At 61.4% G+C, this 17,883-nt stretch carries 19 protein-coding genes, 1 tRNA gene and 1 pseudogene; 12 read left to right on the top strand and 9 right to left on the bottom strand.

All coding sequences use genetic code 11. The features are described 5' to 3' along the window. Position 1: 1 nt before the first annotated feature. Positions 2–990, bottom strand: a pseudogene (locus tag NKI85_RS30390) (glutathione S-transferase family protein). Positions 991–1,262: 272 nt separating this feature from the next. Here NKI85_RS30390 and NKI85_RS30395 point away from each other — a divergent pair. From NKI85_RS30395 to NKI85_RS30410, 4 genes are all read left to right on the top strand, one after another. Next, positions 1,263–1,799, top strand: a complete 537-nt coding sequence (locus NKI85_RS30395; protein WP_352523090.1) for a GNAT family N-acetyltransferase — start codon at positions 1,263–1,265, stop codon at positions 1,797–1,799. Between the two features lie 64 nt (positions 1,800–1,863). Next, positions 1,864–2,625 (top strand): 3-hydroxyacyl-CoA dehydrogenase, encoded by a 762-nt coding sequence (locus NKI85_RS30400; RefSeq protein WP_352523089.1) that lies wholly within the window; start codon positions 1,864–1,866, stop codon positions 2,623–2,625. Between the two features lie 16 nt (positions 2,626–2,641). Beyond that, complete coding sequence (locus NKI85_RS30405; RefSeq protein WP_352523088.1) at positions 2,642–3,403, top strand: HugZ family pyridoxamine 5'-phosphate oxidase; 762 nt, start codon at positions 2,642–2,644, stop codon at positions 3,401–3,403. 173 nt (positions 3,404–3,576) lie between these two features. Continuing rightward, positions 3,577–3,915, top strand: a complete 339-nt coding sequence (locus NKI85_RS30410; RefSeq protein ID WP_352523087.1) for an ArsR/SmtB family transcription factor — start codon at positions 3,577–3,579, stop codon at positions 3,913–3,915. Between the two features lie 54 nt (positions 3,916–3,969). On the opposite strand, the gene NKI85_RS30415 is transcribed toward NKI85_RS30410, so the two are convergent. After that, entirely contained in the window at positions 3,970–4,971 is a 1,002-nt protein-coding gene (locus NKI85_RS30415; protein WP_352523086.1) for a L,D-transpeptidase, read from the bottom strand. 304 nt (positions 4,972–5,275) lie between these two features. Between NKI85_RS30415 and NKI85_RS30420 the strand changes: the two genes are divergently transcribed. Continuing rightward, positions 5,276–6,073 carry a TrmH family RNA methyltransferase gene (locus NKI85_RS30420; protein WP_352523085.1) on the top strand — a complete coding sequence of 266 codons (798 nt, stop codon included), beginning with the start codon at positions 5,276–5,278 and terminating at the stop codon, positions 6,071–6,073. Between the two features lie 31 nt (positions 6,074–6,104). Here NKI85_RS30420 and NKI85_RS30425 read toward each other — a convergent pair whose 3' ends face one another. Together NKI85_RS30425 and NKI85_RS30430 are read right to left on the bottom strand one after the other, a co-directional pair. Further along, entirely contained in the window at positions 6,105–7,271 is a 1,167-nt protein-coding gene (locus tag NKI85_RS30425; RefSeq protein ID WP_352523084.1) for a coiled-coil domain-containing protein, read from the bottom strand. A gap of 182 nt (positions 7,272–7,453) precedes the next feature. After that, a complete protein-coding gene (locus NKI85_RS30430; protein ID WP_245278600.1) occupies positions 7,454–7,990 on the bottom strand; it encodes a DUF1134 domain-containing protein in 537 nt (178 codons plus the stop codon). Between the two features lie 385 nt (positions 7,991–8,375). Here NKI85_RS30430 and chpT point away from each other — a divergent pair, with 385 nt between their 5' ends. Continuing rightward, positions 8,376–9,005, top strand: a complete 630-nt coding sequence (gene chpT / locus NKI85_RS30435; protein WP_352523083.1) for a histidine phosphotransferase ChpT — start codon at positions 8,376–8,378, stop codon at positions 9,003–9,005. Between the two features lie 239 nt (positions 9,006–9,244). Beyond that, entirely contained in the window at positions 9,245–9,613 is a 369-nt protein-coding gene (locus NKI85_RS30440; protein ID WP_352523082.1) for a response regulator, read from the top strand. Between the two features lie 98 nt (positions 9,614–9,711). On the opposite strand, the gene ctrA is transcribed toward NKI85_RS30440, so the two are convergent. Then, entirely contained in the window at positions 9,712–10,407 is a 696-nt protein-coding gene (gene ctrA, locus NKI85_RS30445; RefSeq protein ID WP_006203583.1) for a response regulator transcription factor CtrA, read from the bottom strand. 450 nt (positions 10,408–10,857) lie between these two features. On the opposite strand from ctrA, the gene NKI85_RS30450 reads away from it, so the two are divergent. Further along, on the top strand, positions 10,858–11,235 hold the full coding sequence (locus tag NKI85_RS30450; RefSeq protein WP_023719275.1) for a flagellar export protein FliJ: 378 nt from the start codon (positions 10,858–10,860) through the stop codon (positions 11,233–11,235). A 62-nt stretch (positions 11,236–11,297) separates the two neighbouring features. Here NKI85_RS30450 and NKI85_RS30455 read toward each other — a convergent pair whose 3' ends face one another. Both NKI85_RS30455 and sciP read right to left on the bottom strand, forming a co-directional pair. Beyond that, positions 11,298–11,513 (bottom strand): winged helix-turn-helix transcriptional regulator, encoded by a 216-nt coding sequence (locus NKI85_RS30455; protein ID WP_352523081.1) that lies wholly within the window; start codon positions 11,511–11,513, stop codon positions 11,298–11,300. Between the two features lie 188 nt (positions 11,514–11,701). After that, complete coding sequence (gene sciP, locus NKI85_RS30460) at positions 11,702–11,977, bottom strand: CtrA inhibitor SciP (protein WP_023679563.1); 276 nt, start codon at positions 11,975–11,977, stop codon at positions 11,702–11,704. A 262-nt stretch (positions 11,978–12,239) separates the two neighbouring features. Between sciP and mnmA the strand changes: the two genes are divergently transcribed. Then, the gene (gene mnmA, locus NKI85_RS30465; RefSeq protein ID WP_352523080.1) at positions 12,240–13,430 is read left to right on the top strand and encodes a tRNA 2-thiouridine(34) synthase MnmA; all 1,191 of its coding nucleotides are present in this window, start codon (positions 12,240–12,242) and stop codon (positions 13,428–13,430) included. An 86-nt stretch (positions 13,431–13,516) separates the two neighbouring features. Here the strand turns inward: mnmA and NKI85_RS30470 are convergent, their stop codons facing one another. Then, positions 13,517–14,476 (bottom strand): Gfo/Idh/MocA family protein, encoded by a 960-nt coding sequence (locus NKI85_RS30470; RefSeq protein ID WP_352523079.1) that lies wholly within the window; start codon positions 14,474–14,476, stop codon positions 13,517–13,519. A 237-nt stretch (positions 14,477–14,713) separates the two neighbouring features. Here NKI85_RS30470 and NKI85_RS30475 point away from each other — a divergent pair. Beyond that, a tRNA-Met gene (locus tag NKI85_RS30475) sits at positions 14,714–14,790 on the top strand. Between the two features lie 4 nt (positions 14,791–14,794). On the opposite strand, the gene NKI85_RS30480 is transcribed toward NKI85_RS30475, so the two are convergent. Further along, on the bottom strand, positions 14,795–14,962 hold the full coding sequence (locus NKI85_RS30480; RefSeq protein WP_352779823.1) for a hypothetical protein: 168 nt from the start codon (positions 14,960–14,962) through the stop codon (positions 14,795–14,797). Between the two features lie 1,237 nt (positions 14,963–16,199). On the opposite strand from NKI85_RS30480, the gene NKI85_RS30485 reads away from it, so the two are divergent. Together NKI85_RS30485 and NKI85_RS30490 are read left to right on the top strand one after the other, a co-directional pair. Further along, on the top strand, positions 16,200–16,913 hold the full coding sequence (locus tag NKI85_RS30485; RefSeq protein ID WP_352523078.1) for a ParA family protein: 714 nt from the start codon (positions 16,200–16,202) through the stop codon (positions 16,911–16,913). A 459-nt stretch (positions 16,914–17,372) separates the two neighbouring features. Continuing rightward, the gene (locus NKI85_RS30490) at positions 17,373–17,738 is read left to right on the top strand and encodes a hypothetical protein (protein WP_352779825.1); all 366 of its coding nucleotides are present in this window, start codon (positions 17,373–17,375) and stop codon (positions 17,736–17,738) included. Positions 17,739–17,883 lie beyond the last annotated feature (145 nt).

Raw genomic sequence — 17,883 nt, forward strand, 5'->3', positions numbered from 1 at the left:
ATCACGCCGCCTTCCTGAACCGGTCGCGGTCGTGCAGCGCCGCTAGTCGAGCTCTGGCCCGACCGGCACGATGCGCGTCGGGTTGATGGTCTCGTGGCTGCGGTAATAGTGCGACTTGATGTGGTGCAGGTTGACCGTGCCGGCGACGCCGGGCACCTGATAGAGGTCGCGCAGATAATTCGACAGATTCGGATAGTCGGCGATGCGGCGCAGATTGCATTTGAAATGGCCGACATAGACCGGGTCGAAGCGGAGCAGCGTCGTGAACAGCCGCCAGTCGGCCTCGGTGATGTGGCCGCCGACGAGATAGCGGTGCTTTGACAGGCGGTTCTCCAGCGTGTCGAGTGCCGAGAACAATTCGCCGAACGCCTCCTCGTAAGCGCCCTGCGTGGTGGCGAAGCCTGCACGGTAAACGCCGTTGTTGACCGAGGGATAGACCAGCGCATTGACCGCATCGATCGCGCCGCGCAACGGTTGCGGATAGAAGTCGAGCTTGGCATCGCCCCATTCGTCGAAGGCCGAATTGAGCATGCGGATAATCTCGGAGGATTCGTTGGACACGATGGTCCGCTCGCGTTTGTCCCACAGCACGGGAACGGTGACCCGGCCCGAATAGCCGGGATCGGCCCTGGTGTAGATCTGGTGCAGGAAATCGAGGCCGTAGAGCGTGTCGCCGGTGGCGCCGTCCTCGGCCAGGAACGTCCAGCCGTCGGCGCCCATGAAATGATGAACGACCGAGACGGAAATCACGTCCTCGAGTTTTTTGAGCACGCGAAAGATCAGCGTCCGATGCGCCCACGGGCAGGCGAGCGAGACATAGAGGTGATAGCGGCCGGGCTCGGCCTTGAAGCCGCGTTTTCGCCCTTCGGCCGGCGCGCCGTCGCGCGTCACCCAGTCGCGCCACTGCGACTGCGCCCGCACGAATTTGCCGCCGCTCTCCCCGGTATCGTACCAGCGGTCCTGCCATTGGCCTTCGACTAGCAATCCCATGAAATGTCCTTTCGCGTTCCTGCCCGATGTAGGGCATGAAATGGACCTGCCGAAATCGCCAGCGCTGAACAGATCGTCAACCGCTGCGCCGTCGAGTGCAACCGGCCGATTGCGGCGGCTGAAAATTGGTGCTAGCGGACAATCCGCATGTTCGACTTTGCCGTGATCCGGTTCGACCGACGACGAAAGAGCGCCCGCGCTTGATGAAGCGCTGACTGGCGAACGCTGCCGCTTGCAGCAAACCTTTCCTCGCATACCGGAACGCAAAGACCATGAGCCTTGCCGACGTGAAATACCTGCCGGAAACTCCGGCGCATGATTCTGAAATCGAAGCCATCAATGACGAGGCCTTCGGGCCGGGCCGTTTCGTGCTCGCCGCCTACAAGATTCGCCAAGGTGGCCCGCATGAAAGCGCTTTGTCCTTCGTGGCCGTCGATGGCGCAACCGTCGTCGCCTCGGTCCGGATGACGCGCATCGCCGCCGGCGCCGGCCGCGCGCTGATGCTCGGGCCGCTCGCCGTGCAGCCGGCCTTCAAAAATCTCGGCATCGGCCGCCGGCTGGTGGCAATCGCCCTGCAAGCCGCCGCCAAGGCTGGCGCGCCGGCCGTGATGCTGGTCGGCGACGAACCCTATTACGGCCCGCTCGGCTTCAAGAGGCTCCCGCGCGGGCAGATCTCGATGCCACGTCCGGTCGACCCCGACCGGCTTTTGGCGCACGAGATCGTGCCGGGCGCGGTGGCAAAGCTGGTGGGAGAGGTTTGCCACGCCGACCAGGCAAGGATTGCCGAGCACATCGCCGCGATGGCGTGACCATGCCGGTGCTGTTGTACGGTGGCTTCGCAGCATAGTCTGGGCACAGAGGAGGACCGTCGAGATGAACCCGAACGGCCAGATTGCGATCGTCACCGGTGGCGGCTCTGGCCTTGGCGAGGCGACGGCGCGCGCACTTGCCGCCAGCGGCGCCAGCGTTGCCGTCCTCGATCTCGGCATCGAGCGTGCGGCGAAGGTGGCGGCCGACATCGGCGGCATCGCCGTCCGATGCGACGTGAGCAACGCGGAGAGCGGTGCCGCTGCAGTCGCGGACGTGGTGGCAAAGCTTGGCGGACCGCGCATCCTGATCAATTGCGCCGGCATCGCCATCGGCGTGAAGACGATCGGCAAGGACGGACCGCATCCGCTCGACCAATACCGCAAGGTGATCGAGGTCAATCTGATCGGCACCTTCAACATGATCCGCCTGGTTGCCGACCGGGCCGCCAGGCTCGAACCGCTGCAGGGCGGCGAGCGCGGCGTTATCGTCAACACCGCATCGGTCGCGGCCTATGACGGCCAGATCGGCCAGGCGGCCTATTCGGCGTCGAAGGGCGGCGTCGTCGGCATGACGCTGCCGGTGGCGCGCGATCTCGCCCGCTCCGGCATTCGCGTCTGCACCATCGCGCCCGGCATTTTCAGGACACCGATGATGGCTGGCATGCCGCAGGAGGTGCAGGATTCGCTCGGTGCCGCGGTGCCCTTCCCTTCCCGTTTGGGCGAGCCTTCCGAATATGCCGCACTTGCCTTGCACATCATCGAGAACCAGATGCTCAACGGCGAGACCATTCGGCTTGATGGCGCCATCCGCATGGCGCCGAAATAAACGCGACGGTGGTGCTTTGGACAAACCCAAGAAAGACGTAATCCGCGAGACCGACGCCGAGGCGATCAGGCTGGCAAAGACGCTGATCCGCAGCGCCCGTTTCGGCGCGCTGGCGGTGATCGAACCAGGAACCGGTTCGCCGCTGGCCAGCAGGGTCGGCGTCGCCACCGACATCGACGGCACGCCGCTGATCCTGGTCTCGATGCTGTCCGCCCATACCGGCGCCATTCTTGCCGACCCGCGCTGCTCGTTGCTCGTCGGCGAGCCCGGCAAGGGCGATCCGCTGGCGCATCCGCGATTGACGCTGGTCTGCCGGGCCGTGCGGCTGCAGCGCGGCTCGAACGAGCACGCCCGCACCGAGCGGCGCTATCTCAACCGCAATCCCAAGGCAAAGCTCTATGCCGGGCTCGGCGACTTCTCGATTTTCCGGCTCGAACCGGAGCGCGCCAGCCTGAACGGCGGCTTCGGCAAGGCCTATCTGCTCGACCGCACCGATCTGGTCGCGACGGGAGCGATCGTCGAAGAGCTTGCCGCCGGCGAGCAATCGGCACTCGACCATATGAACGCCGACCATCTTGATGCGATTGCCCTCTATGCGGGCCATTTCGGCGGCGCCAGTGGCGACGGCTGGACCGTCGCCGGCTTCGACGCCGATGGCATGGATCTCGTATCGGGCGACAATGTCTGCCGGGTCTTCTTTCCCAATCCGCTGCAGGCGGCACGCGACCTCAGGCCTGTTCTGGTCGACATGGCAAAGGCTGCCCGTTCGGCAAATTGAACACAGCTGGACAGTTAATCGGCTTGCATGGAAAGCAAGCCTTGAGATTTGAGCGAAATGTTCTACCTTTGCGAGTGACGCTGAATCGCTGGCGTGCAATCTACTGGGAAGTCTATGGAATCAGACGCTATTGCCCCCATAGCGTCAGATGAGCAGGAAGGCATGGGGGATCGATGGTCTCGAACAAGCTAGTCGCCAACGCCGGAGCCGCGGCCGCGTTTCTGACGCTGATGGGTAACGAAAAACGTTTGTTGATCATGAGCTATCTGGCCGAGGGCGAAATGTCGGTCGGCGCCATAGCCGAGAAAGTGTCGCTCAGCCAATCCGCCCTGTCACAGCATCTGGCCAAGCTGCGGGCATCCGACCTTGTCGAGACCCGCCGCGATCGGCAAATGATCTATTATTCCTGCAAATCCGACGCCGTGCGCGAACTGCTGCATATGCTGGACGGCATTTTCGGGGAAGGTGAGCTGTCGCAGATGGCTTACCGGCTGCGTCGCGCCGGGACCTGAGCGCCGGAGCGGGGATGCTCCCGCCAAATCCGTTTGGCTGCCAAGTCCGCCTTGCTACTCAGCGCGCTGGTCGGCGGCCTGCGCCACCTCGTCCTTGAAGTCGACCTTCGTGCCCGGCTGCACCATGGAGGCAAGGTCTTCGGCATCCCAGTTGGTCAACCGGATGCAGCCATGCGAAAAGGTCGTGCCGATCTTGCCTGGCTCGGGCGTGCCGTGGATGCCATAGCTTTCGATGGAGAGATCGATCCAGACCGATCCCACGGGATTGTTCGGCCCGGCAGCGATTGTGAAGGGCCGCTTGGTCTTGACTCCCTTGAAAGCGAAGTCCGGATCATAGTGATAGGTGGGATTGTGAACCACGCGCTTGACCTCTGCCATGCCGCTTGGCGCCGGCTTCTCATCGCTTCCAATGGAGGCGGCGTAGACCGCCAGCCATTTGCCGGCACGGTCGAGCACACGCACCAGGCGAGCGCCCTTGTCGATCTCGATGCCGGCGACGCCGGCGGGAGGGTCGCTCCTGTCGACATCAGGCACCACCAAGGTCGTGCCGGGCTTCCTGGGCCGGGCGCCCGGATTGAGCATCCTGAGCAGCTGTTCGCTGATATGGAAGCGCTCAGCCAACCTCTCCACCGCATTGCGGTAGCCGAGCCGCCGTAAGCGGGCCATCCTCTCCATGCGAGCCGGAATACGCTTGGTGAAAGGTCCGCGCACATCCTTGCGCATCACCTCATAGGTCACCAGCACCGGCTTGGCGGAGGTTGCGATGAGCTTGCTCCAGGTCTGTGGACTGAGCTTGCCATCAGGCGGAAGTCCGTTTGCCGCCTGAAAGGCGGCAACGGCCTTGGCGAAGTTCTGGGAACGGCGACCGTCGATCAGGCCCGGCGAGAAGCGGGCGCGATCCAGAAGGATCTGCGCCTTCAGCAGCATCGGATCGACACCCTTCGGTTCGCCGATAGTGAATTGGGCCTGATTGACGGTGGCTGGATCGAGCTTGGCCGCGTGCGCGCCGCATGCGAAGGCAAGCGTCGCGGCGAAGACGAGGAGGAGCCTGATCATCGATGTCCTCCGTGGACTGCAACAGGAGCCCGCTTCTATGACGCGGCACGGCCCCGTGTGGTTCCGTCGCTCGATCGAAATTCTGAATTGAAGCGGCCTGGCTGAAGAGCCGTGCCGCGGGAAACAAAATCTCCGCCTCGCCAGGAGGCCAAGCGGAATCGTAGCTGTGTCCAGTGGATTTGACCGTTAGAGCGACGTGCATCCGTTTGGACGCTGAGATACGGTCTGAACTTCGGATCCGGCATCGTGCCTTCCGAAACCGAATTCCGATTTGCGGCCGACGCCATGGTCCGCCGAGGAACCCATGAACCTCATCCGCATCGACGACCCGCAGGATCCCCGCGTCGCCGCCTATCTCGACATCCGCGAACGCGATCTGGCCGGCCGCCAGGGCCGTTTCGTCGCCGAAGGCAAGGTGGTGCTCGACACCCTGCTTGCCGCCCGGCGCTTCGAGGCAGAATCGATATTGGTGCTCGAAAACCGGCTGGCTGGCCTGGACGAGATTTTGCGAAAGGCGCCTGCGGGGCTTCCGATCCATGTCGCGTCAGGCGAAGTCATGGACAGGATTGCCGGATTCCACATGCATCGCGGCATATTGGCGATCGGCCGCAAGGGCGCGACGCCGTCCGCCGAGGCCTTGCTTGGCGCACTGCCCGCCCGCGCGCTGATCGTGGTGCTGGTCGGCATCGCCAATCATGACAATATGGGCTCGATCTTCCGCAATGCCGCCGCCTTTGGCGCGGATGCCGTGCTTCTCGATCCGACCTGCTGCGACCCGCTGTACCGCAAGGCAATCCGCGTCTCGGTCGGCGCCGCCTTGAAGGTCCCCTTTGCCTCCTTTGCCGACGCCGCCGGCTGCACCGCAATGCTCGACCGGCAAGACTTCAGCCAGTTCGCGTTGTCGCCGCGCGGGCAGATCGACATTCGCGATGCCAAGAGAAACGAGCGGCTGGCGCTTTATCTCGGCACCGAGGGCGAAGGCCTGCCGGAAAGCCTGCTTGCCCGCCTGCAGACGCTGCGGATCGGTATGGCGGAAGGCTTCGACAGCCTGAACGTCGCGGCTGCATCGGCCATTGCACTTCATCATTTTTCCGGAATTTGAGTCGGGCATTTTGCGGCCAAGTGGCGGTATTTCAATTGGTCGAAGCCGCCTTCTGCAGCGCCCGCACGCGGTCGGCAAGGCTGCGCCCGCCACTCTCCGACCGCGTATCCTCAGGCGCTGCCAGCGCCCGGGCGATCGGCGAATCCGGCCCGTCGAGCTTCGCCGTCAAGGCCACGACTTGCGCCGCAAGATCGTTCATCTCCTCGCGCAATGCCGCATTGGCACGGCCCGTATCGTCTCCGGCTTGCGATTTCGACGTTTCGGAGGCAGCAAGATCCGTCTTCAGCCTCCTGTTCTCGCGAGCCAGCGACGTCAGTCTGGCCTCCAGCCGCTCGCGATCGCCATCGAGCTTGGCGGTTGCCTTTTCGACGTCGTCGCCGTTGGCGGGCGTGCTGACCTGGCTGCCTGGCACGCCGGCAAGGCGCACCGCAGGCGCGCTTTCAGCGCCTCTAGGCTTTTCGCGAAGGCGCGCCAGTTCCTTTTCGCGGCGCTCCAGCCTGTCCTCGCGATCGGCCAGCGTGGCGAGCAGGCGTTCGACTTTCTTTTCCAGTTCACCGGTTCTTTTCTTCTCGGCCTTCAGCGCGTCCCGCAAGGCCTTGCTCTCGGCTGCCAACTCCTGGCTGCGCCTGTCCGCTTCCTTGCGCTGGCCGCGCAGCAGCGAAATGTCGCTTGCCAGCTTCTGCAGCTCGGATTCGCGCGCCACCAGCTCGATTTGCCGGCTGCTGGACGAGAAACTGGCATCGTCATACATGTGCTCCAGTTTTCGCAGTTCGAGCCCGCGTTTTTCGAGCGCGCGCTCGGTTTCCGCAAGCCGCTCCGACAGCTGCTGCAGCTGCTCATCGCGCTTGCGAAGCTCCTCGCTCCTGGTTGTGAGGTCGGCGACGACCCGGTTCTTGTCCTGCCGCTCGGCCGCCAATTCCTTCAGGGCTTCGCGGTTGCGGCCGATCTCGACCAGCTGTTCGGCCGCTTTCTCGCGCAATGACTTGATGGTCATTTCGAGCCGTCGCGCCGAAACGGCAAACTCGGCGCGGACGCGATCCTTGTCCGCCTGGATCTCGGCCAGCGTCAGCGGCATCGAGCCCTCGACGCGTCTGCGCGTCAGCACCACCGCCCGCCGCCAGACGGCCGGGGCAATCATCAGCGCCAGAAATCCCGCGCAGAGAAAGCCAAGGACAAAGAACAGGATGGACTGGACCAAGGTGACTATCCGTTATGCATGGCGGGCCGTTATGCATGGCAGGCCGCTATATATGGCACGCAACGGCCAAAGTTGGACTTTGCCATCATCGCATGACGGAAATCCGACGCCGCGGCAAGGGTATGCCGCAGCAAAGCTCAGCCTGTCAGTCACAGGTCCATAGCAATGACGCAATCATGCCGTCAGAACGGATTCCAGGTCGCGCGCTGGGTGAGCTTGAGGTAGCCGAGATTGACGCCGAGCCGGGCGCCGACGCCGGTACGGATCGGCACGAGCAGCACATTGTTGTTCTTCAGCACGTTGAAACCGACGCCGGCGATGACATAGGCGGAGCCGGCCACGCCGCCAAAACGGTTATAGAGGCTGCTCACATCGTCGAGATTGTAGACCAGCATCATCACGCGCGAGCCCTCGCCGCCGAAATCCCAGCCGAGCGACGGGCCTTGCCAGAACACTTTGTGATCGCCGGCATTCTTGGTGTAGAGCGTGCCTTCACCATAGGTCAGGCCACCGATCAGCGCCCCGGAGCCCTCTTCGCCGAGCAGATAGCCGTTCGGCAGGCCATAGGTGGCGAAAATCTTCTCGACGACGGTGGCGAGCCCACCCGATGTCGCGCCGAAGAATTTGTGACCGGAATCGACGATTTCCTGGGCGGTATATTCCTGAGCCCGCGCGGCCGATGTCGAAAAGGCGACAAGGCCGATGAGGGCGATCGTCATTGAGATGACACGGAAAAAAGTCCGGTCGTAGAATCGGGAAAACATGCTTCCAATCTCCGTCAGGGAGCACCTTCGCCGACGCCTCGCACCCGTACGGCTCTTTGGCGGCCGTTAAGGATGACTGTTAGGGGCAAACTATGCCGTAATCCTTTTTCAACCATTAAACTCTCACATGAAGATGGCGGTTCGAAGGCTGTTTTGCACCGCCCGCGCAGCACCCATGCTGCGTGAACACACCATTTTCGACAATCATAATTTTGGATTTGTTGCTGCACGCCCAAGCGCTGTGTATTCAGAATGCTTGGGAGAGAGCGTGATTCGTGTGGACAGGCGTGATCATGATCGCCCGGTCATTTTGTTGTGAAATTTGCAGGGATTTTTGCCGATGGCCGAGCTTTTCACCCTTTCCGCACCCGACCTGGCAGCGCTGCTGTGCAGCCGGGTCTGCCACGACATCATTTCGCCGGTCGGCGCCATAAACAACGGGCTTGAGCTGCTCGACGAAGGCGGCGCCGACGAAGACGCCATGAAGCTGATCCGCCAAAGCGCCAAAAACGCCTCCGCCCGCCTGCAATTCGCCCGCATCGCCTTCGGCGCCGCCGGTTCCGCCGGCATGTTGATCGACACCGGGGACGCCGAGGCCGTCGCCATCGCCTTCCTGAAGAACGAGAAGCCGGAACTGGTCTGGAACGGGACCCGCGCGCTGTTGCCCAAGAACAAGGTCAAGCTGCTGCTCAACCTCATCCTCGTCGCCAACGCTGCCATTCCGCGCGGCGGCAGGCTGGTGGTCACGCTGGAGAACCTCGAGACCGAGCCGCGCTTTGCGCTCGCTGCGAGTGGCCCGATGCTGCGCGTGCCGCCCAAATTCCTGGAATTGCATTCCGGCCACAGACCGGAAGAGCCGATCGACGCGCATTCGGTGCAACCCTATTACACGCTGCTTTTGGCCCGCGAAGCCAACATGACGATATCGATCCATGCGACCGCCGACGAGATCGTCCTTTCCGCAGCCTGAAGTTCTCCGAAAGAGCGGGAAAGTATTTTCTCCAAGTCATATTTGCGGCGTTGCCTTAACATCTGTGGGGCGGGCTTGCAGATTGATTGCGTGAAGCATTGCGAAAGAAGATTTCGCTTAAAACACCTTCAGGAAAATTTTACCTAACGGCTTTTCGGCTTCTTTACCAGATCGGCCTATGTTCCCCGGCAGATGCCACGACGCTGCCGGTTCGCCGCATGGCAAAGAGGGGTCCGGGAATGAAACGCTGCATGTTCGTCGACAATTCGAGCGTCATCAGGAAGGTTGCAAAGCGTATCCTGGGCGGCTCCGGCATGATGGTGATCGAAGCCGCCAGCGGCCATGAGGCGATCGAGATGTGCACTGCCGACATGCCGGACATCATCGTTGTCGATGGCGCCTTGCCGGACATGCAGGCGCAGGAACTCATCCGCCGCGTGCGCTCCATGGAAAGCCCGGTATTGCCGCAAGTCTTGATTTCGCTGGTCGAGGTCGACGTCGGGGCGATCATGCGGGCAAAACGCGCCGGCGCCCAGGGCTACCTGCTGAAGCCGTTCAACCGGCCGCAATTGCTCGAGTGCTTCCGCGCCTTGAAGATTGCCGCCTGATCAGAGCCTGTTCCATCCTGACGAAATCGGGATGGGTTCTATCTTATTGTTTTACTGTGTTCTTTTCCGAAAACCGGCATCCACTTTCGGGATCTAGTTCAGGCGCTGACCCGGATATCTTCCGGCTCACGCAGCACATAGCCGCGGCCCCAGACGGTCTCGATGTAATTCTGCCCGCCCGACGCGGCGTCGAGCTTCTTGCGCAGCTTGCAAATAAAGACGTCGATGATCTTCAGCTCCGGCTCGTCCATGCCGCCATAGAGATGGTTGAGGAACATTTCCTTGGTCAGCGTCGTGCCCTTGCGCAGCGAGAGCAGCTCCAGCATCTGATATTCCTTGCCGGTCAGATGCACGCGCTGGCCACCGACTTCAACGGTCTTGGCATCGAGATTGACCACCAGGTCACCGGTGGTGATGACCGACTGGGCGTGGCCCTTGGAACGCCGCACGATGGCATGGATGCGGGCGACCAGTTCGTCCTTGTGGAAGGGCTTGGTCATGTAATCGTCAGCGCCGAAGCCGAGGCCGCGCACCTTGTCCTCGATGCCGGCCATGCCGGAGAGAATGAGGATCGGCGTCTTCACCTTGGAAAGGCGAAGTGTTCTCAAAACTTCATAGCCCGACATGTCGGGGAGATTGAGATCGAGGAGAATGATGTCGTAATCATAAAGCTTGCCTAGATCGACGCCCTCTTCACCAAGATCGGTCGTATAGACATTGAAACTTTCTGATTTCAGCATCAGCTCGATGCTTTGTGCGGTTGCACTGTCGTCTTCTATCAGCAGAACGCGCATTTCATTCCCCTTTTCTGCTGCCGGACCATTTCACGACCCGTCCAGGACCGGAGCAGTGATTGCCTGAGCAGAGGCTGCCATCGAATGGTTAATAAAACCTAATTCCCCGTCCATGACGGTATCAGATTTTTTAACCCCTTTCTACACCTCGTTGAATCCAATAATGAATCACAGACCTAAACCGTTAATGCAGCACATTAATAAGCCAGACTAAGTGACTCTTCGGACTCGTTGGCCGGGTTTCGCGACGAGTAGCAGAATTTTTACCCGCCCTTAAGTCCTGAGCCGTATGATTAACAATGCCCGTAAACGAATGGTTACCGCCGGCAAAAAACTTTAGGAATTTGTTTCCCATAGTTCCGGGAAAGCCGGTGGAAACGGGTGAAGCCTGGGCCTTGCCGGGTGAATTGGACGATATGTGCAGGTGTGCGTTTCCGGGAGTACCGAATCATGAAGTCACGTGAAAACCTCGTTCGGCTGAAGCAATTTCAGGTGAGCGAGAAGCGGCGGCAGCTGCTGCAGCTCGACATGATGATCGCCGAGTTCGAGCGCATGGCCGTCGAGCTGGAACTTCAGATCGCCGCCGAAGAGAAGAAGGCCGGCATCACCGACATCAATCATTTTGCCTATCCGACCTTCGCCAAGGCGGCACGCCTGCGCCGCGACAACCTCAGGAATTCGCAAAGCGACCTCGCCCAGCAGCGAAATGTCGCCGAATCATTGCTGAGCGAAGCTGAAGCCGAACTTTCCAAGGCCGAGATGCTCGAATCGCGCGACACGAAGGCGCGCGACACGGAAGCCGGCGGCCGCAGCGCCATGATCGGCTGAAAACAAGGCTTTAAAGCGCGTCGCGCTTGAGCGCTACTGCGGCGCACCGAACGGTGCCGGCCTCAGGCACCCAAATCTCCTTGCTGTTCCGCCGCCCGCGCGCGGGCGTCCTTGATGTAGGGCACATGCTGCCCCGACCAGGCCCTGATCTGGTTGAGCAGCCCGGCCAGGTTCTGGCCGAGTTCTGTCAACTCGTATTCGACGCGCGGTGGAATGACCGGGAACACCTCGCGCCGTACCAGGCCGTCGCGCTCGAGGATGCGCGTCTGCGTCAGCATTTTCGGCGTGATGCCTTCCGAGCTTGCGCGCCAATTCGCCGTTGCCGCGAGGTGGTGCTGATCTGAACCGAAGGTTCTCACCCCGGCAAAATAGCCAAAAGTTCTCGCTCCGGCAAAAACGACCGAAGGGTTCTCGCCCGACAAACAAAAGGGCGCAGACCGCGCCCTCCATCATTGCTCAGACCGAGTTAATGCCGGTATTGCTGGATGCGCGTGGTGCGCAGCCCGGCAAGGCCGTATTCATCGATCGACGCCTGCCAGGACAGGAATTCCTCGGTGGTGAGCTTGTAGCGCTGGCACGCCTCTTCGAGGCTCAAAAGCCCGCCACGTACCGCCGCCACCACTTCCGCCTTGCGCCGGATAACCCAGCGACGTGTGTTCGTCGGCGGCAGATCGGCGATGGTAAGTGGGCTGCCGTCTGGCCCGATAACGTATTTGACTCGCGGTCTAATTAGATCGGTCATCGTACTCTCTACAAAAAACTCAAAGACCCAATCCCCACCACATTACCGCCACAGCTTTAAAATTTGCCTAAGCAGACCCTAATGGTTAGGTAAGGATCATGAACGCCGCGTTAGTCTTTTCGTCGGCATTTGAGACATTTGCCGGCAAGCGCGTTGAGCCCGGCCGGAAAAAATGAGCTGGCCCGGCAAAGCTGGCGCAGCCGAAAGGCTTGACCTATATTCCGGCCATTGGCATTGAAGCACCGCGCAGAACGAAAGAACCATGAACAGCCTCGATCTTCCCGGACGCCCCGAAAACACCCGTGTCGTCGTCGCCATGTCGGGCGGCGTCGATTCGTCGGTCGTTGCCGGTCTTTTGAAGCGCGAGGGCTACGACGTCGTCGGCGTCACGCTGCAGCTCTACGACCACGGCGCGGCAACGCACCGGGCCGGCTCGTGCTGCGCCGGCCAGGACATCCACGATGCCCGCCGCGTCTCCGAGACGCTTGGCATCCCGCATTACGTGCTCGACTACGAGGAGCGCTTCCGCAAGGCGGTGATCGACCCGTTCGCCGAGAGCTATGTCGCCGGCGAAACGCCGATCCCTTGCGTCTCCTGCAATCAGACGGTGAAATTCGCCGATCTTCTCGCGACCGCCAAGGAACTCGGCGCCGACGCGCTGGCCACCGGCCACTACATCCGTTCCGGTGCCAACGGCGCCCATCGCGCGCTTTACCGGCCGGTCGACGCCGACCGCGACCAGAGCTACTTCCTGTTTGCCACCACCCAGGCGCAGATCGACTATCTGCGCTTTCCGCTCGGCGGCCTGTCGAAGCCGCAGGTTCGCGCCATCGCCGAGGAGATGGGACTGAGCGTCGCCGCCAAGCAGGACAGCCAGGACATCTGCTTTGTGCCGCAGGGCAAATATTCCGACATCATCGCCAAGCTGAAGCCGGCTGCCGCCAATCCGGGCGACATCGTCCATATAGACGGGCGCGTGCTTGGCCGCCACGAAGGCATTTTGCGCTACACCGTCGGTCAGCGCCGCGGCATCGGCATCGCCTCCGGCGAGCCGCTCTACGTCGTCCATCTCGACGCCGACCGGGCCCGCGTCGTCGTCGGTCCGCGCGAGGCGCTGGAAACCCACAAGATCTTCTTGCGCAACATGAACTGGCTGGGCGATGGCCCGCTGGCCGATATCCCGGCGGCCGGGCTGGAGCTTTTCGCCAAGGTGCGCTCGACACGGCCGCCGCGTCCGGCCGTGCTGCATCACCGCGCCGGCGTCACTTTCGTGGAGCTGGTCGACGGCGAGTCCGGCATCGCGCCCGGTCAGGCCTGCGTGCTCTATTCCGACGACGGCAACGAGGCGCGCGTGTTCGGCGGTGGCTTCATCGAGCGCTCCGAGCGCGGCGCCGAAGCCGAGGCGATGTTGACGCGGCTTGCCGTCCAGCCGGCGCGGGTTCCCGCCGAATAGACAGCGGTCGTTCTCAAGGCCCATCCTCTCGGGGCCTGGTCTCTCAAAGTCTGTTTCTCAGAATCTATTTCTCAGGGCCGATTTTCTCAGGGCCTGCTGTGGGCGACGGTGCCCGCGGTCAGGATGCGCAGCACCCGGATGGCTTCCTCGCCGCTGGTGCGCGGTTCGGCCCGCGTCTCGATGCAGTGGATGAAATGCTCGAGCTCGCGCGTCAGCGGCATGCCCTCGCCGACCGCGACATAGGACGGCTCGTTGGCGGTAAACGCCCATTGGCCGCTGTCCTGCCACACCGCGTGGCGGTAGACGGCAAGCTTGCGTTCCCACGGCTCGACATCGTCGAACACCGCCATCGCCTTTGTGCCGACAACGGTCAGCCGGCGTTCGCGGTAAGGATTGAGCCGCGAGGCGAACAGATGGCCGCGCAAGCCGTTGGGAAAGCGCATGTGCAGATGCGCGAAGTCGCTGAGATTGTCGAGAAGGGCAGCCCCCTCGCCGCGCACCTCGACCGGCTCAGTGCCGGTGATGGCCAGGATCATCGACAGGTCGTGCGGCGCCAGATCCCACAGCGCGTCGTTCTCGGTGTGGAACTTGCCGAGCCCGAGCCGGTGCGAGTGGATGTAGCGGACCTCGCCAAGCTCGCCATTGTCGATCAGCGCCTTCAGCGTCTCGAAGGCGGGATGAAAGCGCAGCACATGGCCGACCATGAACACACGGCCATTGTCGGCGGCAGCCTTCACCGACCGCTCGGCATCGGCCACCGTCAGCGCGATCGGCTTTTCCACCAGCACGTCCTTGCCGCCGAGCACCGCGCGCACAGCCATGTCGGCATGGAACTGCGGCGGCAGCGCCATGACGATGGCATCGACGTCATCACGGGCAAACAGCGCCTCCGGTTCGATCGCCAGGCAATCCTGCTCGCTGGCGAAACCTTCCGCACGCGCAGGGTTGACGTCCGAAACCGCGTGCAGCGCGCCGAGCGCCTTGAGGGTACGGATGTGGTTGCTGCCCCAGTATCCGCAACCGAGGACTGCAATGCGCGGTTTCATCAATTTCTGACCATGACTTTCGTGGCCGAGACATAGCGGCGTGCCTCGCCGAACTCAACCCCGGCCTGTGCGCTCAAATGTCTGCCCGGCAGAGCTTTAGGGCAGGCGGAATATGCCGACGCTGCAGCCACTTCGATGCTTGACAGGCTTGCCGTCGCAACCTTATATCCGCGCGACCTTGGCGAACGTGTCGATATGCCTGCCGATTTAAGCTGGATTTCGGGCCTTCGCCGCCCTGGCGGGGTAGCTCAGTTGGTTAGAGCACGGGAATCATAATCCTGGGGTCGGGGGTTCAAGTCCCTCTCCCGCTACCACCTTTCACCACACTCCTTTGACGCCGTTGGGAAAGGCATCCTCGCCCAAGAGCGCGGTGAGACGCCCGGCGATTTCGACTTCAATGCCGCCGATCCTTGATGGATCTCGAAACACAGTAACAGTTTCGATCAAGTCCCGCATCGCCTCTGCAGTTTCGGAATCGCCGGCCACAACGCCTTCGGCAAGCCCTGTTTGAAGCTGGTTTAGTTGACGAGGATCGCTGGTGTCTACAAGATACTCAGCCAGAACAGGGCTGGCACCCTCGATCTGCCGCCTTTTCTCGTTGCGGAAACGTGTATGCTGCAGCTTAGCGCGCTGTTTCCGCCCGGGTGGAGCTAGGCTGTCAGTTTAGTGAAGTCGTGGCGCCGCGCGCGAACATGTGCCAGCAAATTTGTTTCGTTTACGACCCCTGATTGAAAGAGATTCAGCGTGGTCGAGGCCAGAATCTGACCGTCTATCGAAGTGCTGTACCATTTAGCGTCGGCGGTTATCTGGTCGACAACCCGCTGGCAAATCGCCCGATCTTTAGGTCTAAGGAACTGACTTTTCAGCGCTCGTAGCATCTCGATGCCTTTAAAGGGGAGTCACTTGTCTCCCACGCGACACCCATGTGGGTCTCCCGAGAATGGATACTAAACGCATCTAGACAGAAAATTGCCATTCGTTTGAGTGGTACCGATGTGGGGCGTTGGGTCGATGACGTGGTTGCGATCCCGGCCGCGGTACGGAGGCGGGTCACCGACGACCGCATCAGGGATACACGCACTTCCTTAGGGGCGGCCCAGCAGCTTGGGTTAGGGGGGCCGCTGGGCCTGACCAGCGAGCGTTCGGGAATGCTCGACTGGCTGGTCTTCGAGCGGCCCACACGACTTTATCGCGACCATGAGCAGGGCCTTCGCCCCTGCCCCATCAAACGTCAAAACGCTTTCCAGGGTTCACCTCCAGGACCGCTTTGTCGGCTTTTGTGTGCCCCTCGTACTCGCCCGCAAGGGACGCTCCGCTCTTCGCCCTGGCCAGCTGCGTGCGAGCGTCACGGCCGGCCTCCGCGCGGCTCCGGGGTTCACCACAAAAGGAGCGGGAGGCCCGGAGCTGACTTCATCGATTCAACAAGGGTAATTTGTGCGATTGTGGAGACTTCCAGGATGGCTCAAACGGGAGCGCGCGGTTGATCCCATTTCACACGACTTCTTCACACGATGTGTTCACATGCCATGACGTTATGATGTGAAACTACGATGTGATTGAAATATCACACCCTTGGATAGTGAGGCGTGATCGCATCGTGTAAAAGCGCCATACGAAGCCAAGCATTCACGTCGTTTGGAAATGCTGTTTGCCCAAGAGGAGGCATGAGCGTGGCGACGGCCTGCCGTGTTCGGCTTTGGGGACGGCAAAAGAGGGATCAGACATGCCTCAACGAATTTGCGCGATCAGCGGCAAAGGCGGTGCCGGCAAGACGACGGTCATTATCCTCGTTGCCGGCGAGTACGCTATTCAGAGAAAGAAGGTTCTTCTGATCGACGCCGATCCGCGTCAGAACCTCGCCGAATGGTGGAAGCGATGTGAGGCCAAGGACAATCTTCCGGCCAACATCGAGCTGCACAGCGCGGCAACGCAGCGAAGCATTGAAACCGTTCTTGCCGAACAGGACGGCGCCTATGACCTAATCCTGATGGACTCACCGGGCGTCGACAGCGTCATCCGCGATACGATCATCCGCAACTCCGACCTGGTGCTGACGCCAATTCAGCCGAACCAGGATGAAATCAAGGCGGCCGGCGAAGCCGCCAACATCACGGCGGATATTGGCGATAGGGAGGGGCGTACGATTCCCCACGTCAACGTGGTGACGCGCATCGCCCTTCCGGGCCGCGTTCTCGAGGCTTACAGGCTGATCCGTCCGTTCATCGCCAATCTTCGCGCCAATGGCTATGAATCGACGTTGATGGAAACCAAGCTCGCCGAAAGAAATTGCTACCGCGAAATCCGCAACGGCCTCGGCACCTTGCAGATGCTCGAGCTGACCGACCCGGTCATGAAGGGTCGCGCGGAGGTCGCGGCGTTTGTGACTGAGCTGGATCGCCATGTCGCGGCAAACCGGGAAAAGGTGGGAAATGTCTAAGCCAGGCAAACTGTCCGTCTCTGACTTCCCTATCGCACCGCGGCGGCCGAAGCCGGCGACATCCAAAGCCACAATGAAACCAGCCTCTGTGTCGGAAGAGGCAGAGGCGGGAATGACTGCGCGGAAACCAACAGCGGTGCCGATTTCAGCAGCGGATGCGACAAGGGAACGGCCGCGGCGCGGTCTGCCAAATCCGAGCAGTGACGAGCGCAAGAGCAAGGCGATCGAACGTGCTCTTTCTCAGGAGAAGGGGCGCGCCTGCGCGACCTCAAACGAGCGCACGCGCGGGAAGCCAAGCACTACGTCAATTGCCCGCTGGACTACGACACGAAAATGCGACTGCAAAAGGCTGCCTTCGACAACGATATCAAAATGACGGTGATCATAAAGGCAGCCATCGACCAGTTCCTCCGAGACAACGGCTATTGATCCGTGAGCGGTCGAAGCCTCCTGCTCGGGATGACGATCGGTATCCTTATTGGCATCTACGCCGCACCGTTGATCGGTCGCCGAGGCTTCGACTTTGGTGAAGGCTCAAAAGCCGCTTCTCCATTGAACGGGCTTATGGAATCCGCTGTCGATGCGGCCATCCGGCCATCTGACGAAACCGCCAAAGGCGAGCTGTTTCGCTTATCCAATTGGGATATCTCAATGCACGGGACTGGATCGACGGTTGCCGTGAAGCGATGTATTAGTATTGGCAAAGATTCTATCGCGTGCGAACTCCTAGCGCATCTGGGGTGGGTCGATGGGGAAAAACTTGTCGAAGCTGTGTTCGAGGGAAAGCCGGGTGCTTGGCGAATGGTTGCAGCCAAGGCGCACTGATTTTCTCTCAGTGGGCAGTGCCTAGGTTGTTTGATCTCAGGTTTTAATGGCGCACCATTGTCGTCCGAATCAAAGGACGCGCTATGGGACAGATTCTACACGGCCGCGCCACGACGACAGAGGCGGTCCGTCGAGCAATACAGCA

It is taken from the genome of Mesorhizobium sp. M0571 (genome assembly GCF_040320985.1).
In the GTDB taxonomy this organism is placed as follows: domain Bacteria; phylum Pseudomonadota; class Alphaproteobacteria; order Rhizobiales; family Rhizobiaceae; genus Mesorhizobium.

What these genes read in the sequence shown, in the direction of transcription:
- NKI85_RS30395 (WP_352523090.1), top strand. Translation starts at nt 1,263, where the DNA reads ATGAGCCTTGCCGACGTGAAATACCTGCCGGAAACTCCGGCGCATGAT.
- NKI85_RS30400 (WP_352523089.1), top strand. Translation starts at nt 1,864, where the DNA reads ATGAACCCGAACGGCCAGATTGCGATCGTCACCGGTGGCGGCTCTGGC.
- NKI85_RS30410 (WP_352523087.1), top strand. Translation starts at nt 3,577, where the DNA reads ATGGTCTCGAACAAGCTAGTCGCCAACGCCGGAGCCGCGGCCGCGTTT.
- NKI85_RS30415 (WP_352523086.1), bottom strand. Translation starts at nt 4,971, where the DNA reads ATGATCAGGCTCCTCCTCGTCTTCGCCGCGACGCTTGCCTTCGCATGC.
- NKI85_RS30420 (WP_352523085.1), top strand. Translation starts at nt 5,276, where the DNA reads ATGAACCTCATCCGCATCGACGACCCGCAGGATCCCCGCGTCGCCGCC.
- NKI85_RS30430 (WP_245278600.1), bottom strand. Translation starts at nt 7,990, where the DNA reads ATGACGATCGCCCTCATCGGCCTTGTCGCCTTTTCGACATCGGCCGCG.
- chpT (WP_352523083.1), top strand. Translation starts at nt 8,376, where the DNA reads ATGGCCGAGCTTTTCACCCTTTCCGCACCCGACCTGGCAGCGCTGCTG.
- NKI85_RS30440 (WP_352523082.1), top strand. Translation starts at nt 9,245, where the DNA reads ATGAAACGCTGCATGTTCGTCGACAATTCGAGCGTCATCAGGAAGGTT.
- ctrA (WP_006203583.1), bottom strand. Translation starts at nt 10,407, where the DNA reads ATGCGCGTTCTGCTGATAGAAGACGACAGTGCAACCGCACAAAGCATC.
- NKI85_RS30450 (WP_023719275.1), top strand. Translation starts at nt 10,858, where the DNA reads ATGAAGTCACGTGAAAACCTCGTTCGGCTGAAGCAATTTCAGGTGAGC.
- NKI85_RS30455 (WP_352523081.1), bottom strand. Translation starts at nt 11,513, where the DNA reads ATGCTGACGCAGACGCGCATCCTCGAGCGCGACGGCCTGGTACGGCGC.
- sciP (WP_023679563.1), bottom strand. Translation starts at nt 11,977, where the DNA reads ATGACCGATCTAATTAGACCGCGAGTCAAATACGTTATCGGGCCAGAC.
- mnmA (WP_352523080.1), top strand. Translation starts at nt 12,240, where the DNA reads ATGAACAGCCTCGATCTTCCCGGACGCCCCGAAAACACCCGTGTCGTC.
- NKI85_RS30470 (WP_352523079.1), bottom strand. Translation starts at nt 14,476, where the DNA reads ATGAAACCGCGCATTGCAGTCCTCGGTTGCGGATACTGGGGCAGCAAC.
- NKI85_RS30485 (WP_352523078.1), top strand. Translation starts at nt 16,200, where the DNA reads ATGCCTCAACGAATTTGCGCGATCAGCGGCAAAGGCGGTGCCGGCAAG.
- NKI85_RS30490 (WP_352779825.1), top strand. Translation starts at nt 17,373, where the DNA reads ATGACGATCGGTATCCTTATTGGCATCTACGCCGCACCGTTGATCGGT.